The sequence below is a fragment of the Tritonibacter sp. SIMBA_163 genome (assembly GCF_046535935.1).
GTDB classification, from domain to species: Bacteria; Pseudomonadota; Alphaproteobacteria; order Rhodobacterales; family Rhodobacteraceae; genus Epibacterium; species Epibacterium scottomollicae.
The window spans coordinates 1-8,737 of sequence record NZ_JAWJBP010000037.1 but is presented as its reverse complement, the minus strand read 5'-3'; the positions used below and the strand labels follow the sequence as shown (position 1 = coordinate 8,737).

Here is an 8,737-nt window from a genome sequence, read left to right as displayed (position 1 = left end):
GGCGAGACCACCGTCACCATGGATGCGCAGGACGCCGCGGGCAATGCCGCCACGCAAGTCAGCTTTACCGTCACCGTTACAGATGCCACTCCGCCGCCCGTTCCGACAGTGGCCAATGTCGAGGTCAACGACGACCGCACCCTTACGGTCACCGGCACCACGGAGCCCGGTGCGACGGTCACGGTGACCTTCCCCGATGGCAGTACGGCTAGGACTGTGGCCTCGGGCGGGTCCTCAAACAGGACCAGCAACCGAGCACGCCTGCAAACTATGAGCAATGCCGCGACCGTTGGCACCTTCTCAGTCGTATCGGCCGCGCCCCAAACCAGCGGTGATGTGACCGTTACCGCGACCGACGCCAATGGCAATACCTCTGGTGCAAGTGTGGTGGTCGTCGATGCAACCTCGCCCGATGTCGTGATCAGCGGTGCCCCGGAGAGACTGGCGCATAGAGCGCGCTTTGACGTCACCATCACATTTACCGAAAGCGTGACCGGCTTCGCCGCCAGCGATATCACTGCCGGAAATGCCTCAGTCACCGGCCTGAGCGGTAGCGGCGCGGTCTACACCGCCGCCATCGTCTCCGCAGGGACAGGCGACGTCAGCCTCTCGGTTACGGCCGGGGCGGCGGCGGATGCGGCGGGCAATCTCACCACTGCCTCCAACACGCTGGTTGTTGCAGATACAACCGTGGAGCAGACGCAAAAGACGATCGCAAGCTTCCTGTTTAGCCGGGCCAACCAACTGATCGCCAACCAACCCAACCTGACCCGTTTCCTGACCGGCGCGGATGGCACGTTTGATGTGTCCGTTACTCGCGGGATGGGCCATTTCAATTTTGCGTCTAAGGGCAACAGAAACAGCTGGTTCCGTTTGAAGGGCGCCTGGTCCGAGGATGGCACCGCCGAAAGCCGATCTGCATTTGGCGCATTGGGCGGCCACATACACATGCAAGAATCGGTCCTCTTGGGTGCCATGCTGCAATTCGACCACCTGTCGCAGGACGATGGCGACGCCAGCATTGAGGGCACGGGCTGGTTGGTCGGTCCCTATGTGGTGGCGAAATTGCCCAATGATCCGCTCTATTTCGAGGGTCGCCTGCTCTATGGTCAGTCTTCAAACACCGTATCACCCTTTGGCACTTATGAAGATGATTTCGATACCTCACGCCTGTTGGCGCAAGTCAGGGTGACCGGTGACTACGCCTATAAAGAAGCGGTGCTAAGCCCCTATCTGAACGCCGCGTACCTCAAGGACGATCAGGACGCCTATACCGACAGCCTCGGCAATCTGATCGGCGCCCAGAGCATCACACTGCGGCAGATCGCCCTCGGCCTTGACGCGAGCCGCTCCCTTCCGGTCGTCAACGGCGTGCTGATGCTACAAGGCGGGATCTCAGGGATTTGGTCCTCTACCGACGGTACCGCTGTGGCTCAGACGGTTTTGCCGGGCTACGCCGGCTGGCGCGGCAAGGTTGATGCGGGCCTACGCTATGAGAGTGCTCGCCACGGCACCCTCACAGCCACTGCATTTGTCGATGGGGTAGGTGCATCGGACTTTGAAAGCTACGGCTTGAGCGTGGAGTATTCCCTAGCGTTCTAAGTCGCTATTGCCTCAATTCGCAGTACAAGCGCCCTCCGCTTCCCAGGCGGAGGGCTTCCCTGTGGTAAGAGCGCAAATCGGCACAGAGAACTGGGGCGGAATCGGATCACCGACATGAGGATTTTCAATTTTCCTCAAACTCTGCACAAGTCGTAAGAAGACGTCGCAACCCGGCGCGAAAAGGATATGATGTCAAAACCTTGAACGCTTCAGCCTGCATTAGGGCTTTATTGCATAAATCCTCTGATCGGATTAACTGTATGAATCCAGAGTGATAGCTGAGTGGCATGAGCAGTCGCGGCACTACGAAGTACAAGACGAGAAATTGGTCGTCTTACAATGAAAGCTTGAAGCAGCGTGGATCGTTGTCGATCTGGTTCGATCTGGAGATGGTTTGGATACCGCCACCAAGCGGCAAGCCCGGTCGGCAGCAATTAGTGATGCCGCCATTCAGGCTTGTCTGACGCTGAAGGTCTTGTTTGGCATGCCGCTTCGCCAGACAACCGGGCTTGTCCAAAGCTTGGGGTGGCTGGTTGGGTTGGACTGGGTAGCGCCGGACTTCAGCACCTTATGTCGGCGTCAACGGACACTGAACGTGAGCCTGCCGTATCGCGGATCTACCGGGCCAGTGAACCTCTTAATCGACAGCACAGGCATCAAGGCCGAAGGTGACGGAGAGTGGAACGCAGTTTCACCATCTATGACGAACTTGGCACCGCTCCGAAGCGAGATCTTTTTGAGGCACTCGACACGGCCATGGGCGCACGCGCCAACCCACTGCTGTGCGTCATCGGCACCCAAGCCGCCGATGGCCACGCCATTATGTCTGAAATGGTGGCACCGCTTCAAGAAAAAGCTGGAAGCCGAAGGCGTAGTGGAACCCGGCCTGACCCTCAAGGGGCTGCGGCACACAGTGGCGACCACGTTGCGCGAAGCAGGGCTGGAAGAACGCCAGATTGCCGATCTGCTGGGACAGAAAACCCCGTCGATGGCTCGCCACTATTCCCGCTCAGCAAACCTCGCAGATCGCAACCGGATCACGATGGAAACGCTGAAACAAGAAAACGAACGGCGATCACAAGTTGTCAAACCATTCGCCAAAACCGTCAAACCATGAAAGGCTTGAAGATGATTAACCAACAAAATCAGGGTTTTGAGTGGTGCCCGGGGGGCGGAGATTCTGTTCCTCCTACAGGCACTTCTTCAGTTGGTGTCTCCAGCAAAACAAGGGGTGTGCGAGGTGGTGTGCTGCTGTCAACAGGCACCAAATGGCCTACGCTGTGGTCTACGGTGCCCTGCAGACCCCTGCAGCCTCACTCAGCTGCCCCTACAACGCCAATGTGGTTCCAGGGGGCGGCTTCGCAATGAGGCGATAACAGGCTGATATATCTTGATAATCTAAATGTGATTTTCTCACATACCCCAGAAGCTACCCCGCATCGGAGTTTTGCCTTCGGTTCGATGCCTTTCGGTAGCACTTCCGGCGTCCGCGCGCCTGATTTGATCGCCGAAGCCAAGCTACCATCACGCAAAATGTGTTGCAATCTGTCGCTTCGCTCAAAGCGCCTCGGCGTTAAGTTCTCGAATCCAAGAATTATCGATAGACAGTTTCTAAGCTTGGTTTGTCTTCGTCTGCATTAGCAGTCTTTGGCTCGATAGAAATCTAGGACACTTTTCGCGGTGTGGCATGCTGCATCCTGCGCTGTAGCAAGAGTTAATGAGCCAGATAAGGGCTGAACAGAGAATGAGGTTTGCGGCGGACCCGGAGCTATTCGATTTGATCTCGTCAAAGCTCGTGACGAACGGGCAGGCGCGCGCTGCGAACGGTGTAAGCGTAACTCGCAAATTACGCCATGGCGTAAAATTACATTTTTTTACGTTGTGGCGTAATTTGTTTTCATTTACTCTACGGCGTAAAGGGAGCCGCATCATGGATTTTACAGCGCGAACGGCCGAACAGATCGGAGAGGCGCTCCGCCGGACGCGCAAAGCGCGTGGCTGGACCCAAAGCGATATCAGCGCGCGCACGAATTTGCGCGTCGCGACGATCTCGTCGCTGGAGAATGGTGAGGAAGGAACCAAGCTCGCCACTGTGCTTGCTGTCATGACGGCACTTGGTCTGGAGTTCCGATTGGTGGAGCGCGGTGGCTCGCTTGAGATCGAGGATATTTTCTGATGGCCAAACGCGGGCGCAACGGCACGATGCAGGTGCTTCTGAATCGAAGGCTAGTGGGTGCACTGCGTCTCGCGGGATCAGGCGCGATCAGCTTCACCTATGACCAGGACTGGCTGGCGTGGGAATATGCCATGCCCATCTCGCTGTCTCTGCCTTTGCGCGAAGAAGCGCATCAAGGTGGACCTGTCATTGCCTACCTGGAAAACCTGCTGCCCGACAATCAGGCGATACGTGAACGCGTAGCTGCTCGGGTGCGCGCTGGAGGTACAGACGCATGGCACATGCTGGAGAAGATCGGGCGCGATTGCGTGGGGGCGCTGCAGTTCGTCTCGGGTGAGGTCCCCGAAGTTGGCGCGATCGAGGGCGAGCCCGTGTCTGAGGCGCAGATAGCGGATATGCTGCGTAACCTTGCAAGTGCTCCGCTCGGCTTGGATGAGGAAGACGACTTTCGCATTTCAATCGCCGGGGCACAGGAGAAAACAGCGCTGCTGCGCCACGAAGGCGCGTGGATCCGTCCCTCTGGGCTCACCCCCACAACCCACATCGTCAAAACCCAGCTTGGCGTCCTGCCTGCTGGGGTTGATCTATCCGACAGCGTCGAGAATGAATTTTTCTGCATGAGCTTTTGCCGCGCCATGGGCATGGATGTGGCTGAGATCGAGATAGCAGATTTTGAAGACGTGCGGAGCCTTATCGTGACGCGGTTTGATCGGCGCTGGACCAAAGATGGCCGCTTGATCCGCCTCCCGCAGGAAGACTTTTGCCAAGCGCTCACAGTCCCACCCAGCCAAAAATATCAAATGGATGGCGGGCCGGGGATAACCGAAGGCATCGGGTTGCTGGCGGGCAGTGATGACCCCGAGGCAGATCAACGCGCCTTCTTCCGCGCGCAGGTCCTGTTTTGGCTGTTGGGAGCGACCGACGGGCACGCCAAAAACTTCAGCATATCATTGCGCCCTGGTGGTTTCCGTATGACCCCGCTTTATGACGTGCTGAGCGCACAAAAAGCTGTGGATGACGGTCAAATACGTCAGAACCGGATGCGCCTTGCGATGGCGGTCGACGGTCACTACCGGATCAACGAGGTTGTGCCGCGCCACTTCCTGCGGGCTGCAAAGGCGGCAGGATTTGGTGTGGCGCTAGCAGAAGAAGTATTGTCAGACATCGTGGCAGAGCTTGAACCTTCATTGAACAAGACACTAGCCGACCTGCCGGATGGGTTTCCACAGCCATTGGCGGAAGCTATTGTTGCTGGCGTCCGACGTCGGGCAGCTGCCTTTCATGCCGCATGATCCGCGTCATATTTCTCTTTTGTGGTCGCTACATCATATTTGAAGCCGTTTCAGTTTGCGTAGAAACGCACCGGGCTTAAGTTCTTGAATGCAAGAAATGGCCTTAAACTCAGCCCAGCGTGAGCGGCGCCGGTAGAGGCGCGAATACATGAGACGGGCGATACGGATACTTCCCAAGCCCAATCCAGATCAGTCTATAGGTGTCCACAAATGACGCCAAAAAGCGGCAGCGGGCATTGTGAACTGGCAAAAACCTCTGCTACCTCTTTCACCAAGCATCTATTTGAAAGAACCTATTCGCATGGCGCAAAACTCCCGTTCCGCTGATCTCGACTTCGCCGCCGACCTTTTCAAAGCAGCCGACAAAATGCGTGGGGGCCTTGAACCGTCCGAATACAAACACGTCGCGCTGGGTCTGATCTTCCTCAAATATATCTCGGAAGCATTCCAGGCGATGCACGATCAGCTCGCCCAAGATGAGTTTGCCGATCCCGAGGACCCCGAGGAATATCTTGCCGAGAACGTCTTTTGGGTGCCGGAAACCGCCCGTTGGTCTCATATCCAGCAAAACGCCCGCTCTGAAAACATCGGCAAGATCATCGACGACGCGATGGAGGCCATTGAGGCCGAGCCCACCAACGAAACTCTCAAAGGTGTTCTGCCAAAGAATTACGCCCGCCCGACGCTGGACAAAACCATGCTGGGCGAGCTGGTGGACCTCTTTTCCAACGTCAAAATGCACGACAGCGCCGACCGGGCACGTGACCTCTTGGGCCGGGTCTATGAGTACTTCATTTCCGGCTTTGCGAGCGCCGAGGGCAAGCGCGGCGGTGAGTTCTTTACGCCCCGTTCCGTTGTTCGCACCCTCGTTGAAATGTTGGAGCCCTACCAAGGCCGCGTTTATGATCCTTGTTGTGGGTCGGGCGGTATGTTCATCCAGTCCGAGAAGTTCATCGAAGATCACGGCGGCAACCCGCTGAACCTCTCGGTCTACGGGCAAGAGATCAACCACACCACATGGCGGCTGGCCAAGATGAACCTCGCCGTGCATGGCATCGACGCCGACATCGCCTGGGACAGCGCGGGCAGCTTTCACAAGGATGCGCATCCGAGGCTGAAGGCTGATTACATCCTCTCCAACCCGCCGTTCAACAATCTCCGATTGGGGCGGTGAGCGGCTGCTGGAGGATGACCGTTGGCAATACGGCATCCCGCCCAAGGGCAACGCCAACTTTGGCTGGATACAGCACATCATCCACCACCTCGCGCCGCGCGGCCATGCGGGTGTGGTGCTCGCCAATGGCTCCATGTCCTCGCAAACCAGCGACGAGGGCGAGATCAGGAAACGCCTGATCGAGGAAGACCGCGTCGATTGCATGGTCGCCCTGCCGGGGCAGCTTTTCTATTCCACGCAAATTCCCGTCTGCCTGTGGATATTGAGCCGGGACAAATCCGCCAACGGGCTGCGGGACCGGCGCGGAGAGGTGCTGTTCATCGACGCCCGCAGCATGGGCCATATGGTGGACCGGGTGCGGCGCGAGTTCTCAGACGATGACATCAAGGCCATCGCAGGCACCTACCGCCGCTGGCGCGCAAAGCCCGAGGCGCTGGAGGAGAAAGGCTGGGAGGCCTACGCGGACGAGCCGGGCTTCTGCAAATCCGAAGGACTGGAGGCCATCCGCAAATTCGACCACGTGCTGACGCCGGGGCGGTATGTTGGGGCGGCGGATGTCGAGGATGATGGGGTGTCGTTTGAGGAGAAGTTCGCTGGCCTAAATGCGAAGCTGGATGAACAATTCGATAACTCCAAGCAACTGGAAGCGCTCGTTAAAAAACAGCTTGGAATGATAAGCGAATGACATATCCGCTTTCAGCCATTCAAGATTTAGCGGCGGAACGAAAAAGCGCGCTTGCTACTGGTCCATTCGGCTCGTCCATAGGTCGCAAGACCTTCCAAGATCACGGCGTACCGGTGATACGTGGCTCCAACCTTAGTGAAGCCGTGGGCTTGCGACTCAACGATAGTGGGCTTGTGTTTATTGATCCCAGCCTTGCCGACAAGTTTTCGCGCTCGAAAGCTGTCAGGGGTGATCTAGTCTTTACCTGCTGGGGGACAGTCAACCAAGTTGGACTGATCGACGAGTGTTCCGAGTACGAAGAATACATCGTCAGCAACAAACAGATGAAGCTTTCTTCCGATCCTGAGAAGGCCGACCCACTGTTCCTGTATTACTATTTCTCGTCACCTCTCGGGCAGCAGGCCATCGCAGACAATACGATTGGTAGTTCTGTACCGGGGTTCAACTTGACAGCTCTAAAGAGTATTCGGGTTCCAAATCCGCCTCTAGAAGTTCAGCGGGGAATTTCACAGCTCCTCGGCTCCCTCGACGACAAAATCGAGCTGAACCGGCGGATGAATGAGACGTTGGAAGAGATGGCGCGGGCGCTGTTTCGGGATTGGTTTGTCGATTTCGGCCCCACCCGCCGACAAATGGAAGGCGCAACTGACCCCGCCGCCATCATGGGCCACGCCTTCCCCCCCGAAAAAGCCGCCACCCTCGCCCCCCTCTTCCCCGCCAAGCTGGGCGACGATGGGTTGCCTGAGGGGTGGGAGGAGCGCCCACTCGATGAGATCGGGCATTTTCTGAACGGCTTGGCCCTGCAGAAGTTTCCTGCTCAGGACGGAAAGTCCGATCTGCCGGTGATCAAAATCGCAGAGTTGCGCAACGGCGTCACCGCAAAGTCAAACCGCGCTTCCACAGATGTTCCCGATAAGTATGTCATCGGCAACGGCGACTTCATCTTCTCATGGTCGGGCAGCTTAATAGCTAAATTCTGGACAGGTGGCGCGGGCGCGTTGAACCAACATTTGTTTAAGGTCACTTCAGAAAGCCACCCGATGTGGTTTGTGTCCGAGTGGGTGCAGACGCACCTTGAAGAGTTCCAACGGATCGCAGCTTCGAAGGCAGTCACTATGGGCCACATCAAGCGCTCGCACCTTGCCGAGGCGATGTGCGTTTGCCCTGATGACGATGCGCTGACGGTTTTTGGGGAGATTTTCAATCCGCTGATTTCAAAGCAGATTGCCAACGATGAAGAAAACCAAACCCTCGCCGAGATGCGCGACCTCCTCCTGCCCAAACTCATGTCCGGCGAAATCTGCCTGAAAGACACAGGAGCGGAAGTATGAATTCAAGCGCTGCAAATTCTATAGATACGAAAAAATCTAAACAGGAACGAGAAGCCAAGCGCGCATATCTGGATGCTTTGCCCGATTATCCCGACTTCGTACTTCCTAACGATGATATAGACGCTTTGCTTCCATCGGCCAAGGTCAAGAGTTGGGACGACCTTCTGAAAATTCTTCAAGGCCCTGACTTCAAGCGTACGAAGAACGATCTGGTCTATCGAGGACACGCCGGACATGATTGGCAATTGGCTTCGACATTGGGTCGCTTATTTGACGGTGGCGACATTCCCTCTGACAAACGGGAAAGCCTTCTTAGGCAGTTCAAGTTATCCATGCGTGGTCGTGGTTACGATCTTGCACCACTACAGGGAGTGGACAACGAGATTTGGGCGGTTGGGCAGGCTCTGTTGCGCAAATCAGGTTTTGAGCTGGCTTCCCCTTTCCCCAGACGGACTTATCCTACGGGCTCTGTGATGG

8 protein-coding genes and 1 pseudogene are annotated in these 8,737 nt (G+C 56.8%); all 9 read left to right on the top strand.

The features are described 5' to 3' along the window. A partial coding sequence (locus R0J92_RS20905) for an Ig-like domain-containing protein (protein ID WP_411053043.1) occupies positions 1–1,602 on the top strand: 1,602 nt, incomplete at its 5' end. Positions 1,603–1,889: 287 nt separating this feature from the next. Then, positions 1,890–2,290 (top strand): annotated as a pseudogene (locus tag R0J92_RS20900) (transposase); the annotation flags it as partial. 12 nt (positions 2,291–2,302) lie between these two features. Next, a complete protein-coding gene (locus R0J92_RS20895; protein ID WP_411053045.1) occupies positions 2,303–2,719 on the top strand; it encodes a tyrosine-type recombinase/integrase in 417 nt (138 codons plus the stop codon). Positions 2,720–3,532: 813 nt separating this feature from the next. Then, complete coding sequence (locus tag R0J92_RS20890) at positions 3,533–3,778, top strand: helix-turn-helix domain-containing protein (protein ID WP_411053042.1); 246 nt, start codon at positions 3,533–3,535, stop codon at positions 3,776–3,778. After that, entirely contained in the window at positions 3,778–5,070 is a 1,293-nt protein-coding gene (locus R0J92_RS20885; protein ID WP_411053041.1) for a type II toxin-antitoxin system HipA family toxin, read from the top strand. The genes R0J92_RS20890 and R0J92_RS20885 overlap by 1 nt, the downstream gene beginning before the upstream one ends. 301 nt (positions 5,071–5,371) lie before the next feature. Continuing rightward, positions 5,372–6,244 (top strand): N-6 DNA methylase, encoded by an 873-nt coding sequence (locus R0J92_RS20880; protein ID WP_411053040.1) that lies wholly within the window; start codon positions 5,372–5,374, stop codon positions 6,242–6,244. Next, positions 6,192–6,929 (top strand): N-6 DNA methylase, encoded by a 738-nt coding sequence (locus tag R0J92_RS20875; RefSeq protein ID WP_411053044.1) that lies wholly within the window; start codon positions 6,192–6,194, stop codon positions 6,927–6,929. The genes R0J92_RS20880 and R0J92_RS20875 overlap by 53 nt, the downstream gene beginning before the upstream one ends. Continuing rightward, positions 6,926–8,260, top strand: a complete 1,335-nt coding sequence (locus tag R0J92_RS20870) for a restriction endonuclease subunit S (protein WP_411053039.1) — start codon at positions 6,926–6,928, stop codon at positions 8,258–8,260. Before R0J92_RS20875 ends, R0J92_RS20870 begins: the two co-directional genes overlap by 4 nt. Next, the coding region (locus R0J92_RS20865) for a hypothetical protein (protein WP_411053038.1) at positions 8,257–8,737 on the top strand (481 nt) is incomplete at its 3' end. The genes R0J92_RS20870 and R0J92_RS20865, both read left to right, overlap by 4 nt.

Excerpts from the sequence above, each read along its gene's own strand:
- R0J92_RS20895 (WP_411053045.1), top strand. The coding sequence starts at position 2,303 with ATGACGAACTTGGCACCGCTCCGAAGCGAGATCTTTTTGAGGCACTCG.
- R0J92_RS20890 (WP_411053042.1), top strand. The coding sequence starts at position 3,533 with ATGGATTTTACAGCGCGAACGGCCGAACAGATCGGAGAGGCGCTCCGC.
- R0J92_RS20885 (WP_411053041.1), top strand. The coding sequence starts at position 3,778 with ATGGCCAAACGCGGGCGCAACGGCACGATGCAGGTGCTTCTGAATCGA.
- R0J92_RS20880 (WP_411053040.1), top strand. The coding sequence starts at position 5,372 with ATGGCGCAAAACTCCCGTTCCGCTGATCTCGACTTCGCCGCCGACCTT.
- R0J92_RS20870 (WP_411053039.1), top strand. The coding sequence starts at position 6,926 with ATGACATATCCGCTTTCAGCCATTCAAGATTTAGCGGCGGAACGAAAA.